This window comes from Mesorhizobium sp. P5_C1, assembly GCF_054049815.1.
The window spans coordinates 1-863 of the sequence record NZ_JBFULQ010001177.1 but is presented as its reverse complement, the minus strand read 5'-3'; the positions used below and the strand labels follow the sequence as shown (position 1 = coordinate 863).

At 58.2% G+C, this 863-nt stretch carries 1 protein-coding gene; it reads left to right on the top strand.

The annotated features are described in order from the left end of the window. Positions 1-719: substrate-binding domain-containing protein (locus ACXJ7R_RS34710; protein WP_457155735.1), on the top strand; the 719-nt coding region annotated here is incomplete at its 5' end. Positions 720-863: the final 144 nt, after the last annotated feature.

Sequence of the window (863 nt, the reverse complement as noted above, 5' to 3'; positions counted from 1 at the left end):
GTTATAGTCTGTCCATCTATTCCACGACTCCCGACGACGATCCCGTTGTGAGTGTGCAGCGGCAGCTTCAGGCGCGCAGCACAGATGGACTGATCATCACGCGCATGGTGTCGGGCGATCCGCGCGTCAAGCTGCTGCTGGATCAAGGCATGCCATTTGTCGCCTTCGGGAGAACCGACCTGGACGTCGCATATCCTTATGTTGATATCGACAACGAACAGATTGCCTACGAGGCGACCCGACAGCTCATGGACAAGGGCTGTCGACGCATTGCGCTGCAACTTCTCGTTCCGGGGGACCAGGCGAGTGCCATGCGTCTTTCTGGGTACGAACGGGCAATGGCCGAGGCTGGTATTCCGATCGACCAGTCGCTGATCGGCCATGGCATGTTCACGATGGAGTCGAGCGCTGCCTGGTTCGATCGCTTGCTGGGGTCGTCAGATCCGCCAACAGGCTTGGCATGCGCCAACGAACTGGGCCTTCTCGGGGCGTTACACGTTCTTGGCAGAAGAGGTCTTGTGCCTGGGAGCGACGTCCACATCGTCACTCGTGACAGCACGCGACTTGCACGCTTCCTGCCGGCGAAGATCGGCGTTCATTTCGTGGACATGGCGGGTGTCGGACGCAAACTTATCGAGGTTTTGGAGAGCCAGATCGCAAATCCGCTCGGGCCGGTCGCAAAAGTCTTGTTCAAAGGTGAGTTCGACCCTGGCGAATAGTCGGACCGGGTTAGAACATAAAAAAGGGAAATGCAAACATCCCAGAGCCGGACGGGACAAGGACAAATACTCGATATGATCTCCATCCGCGACCGCCCCGCCGAGGCGGAGGATCGAGCCATCCCAGGTCATCGCGTTTTCATC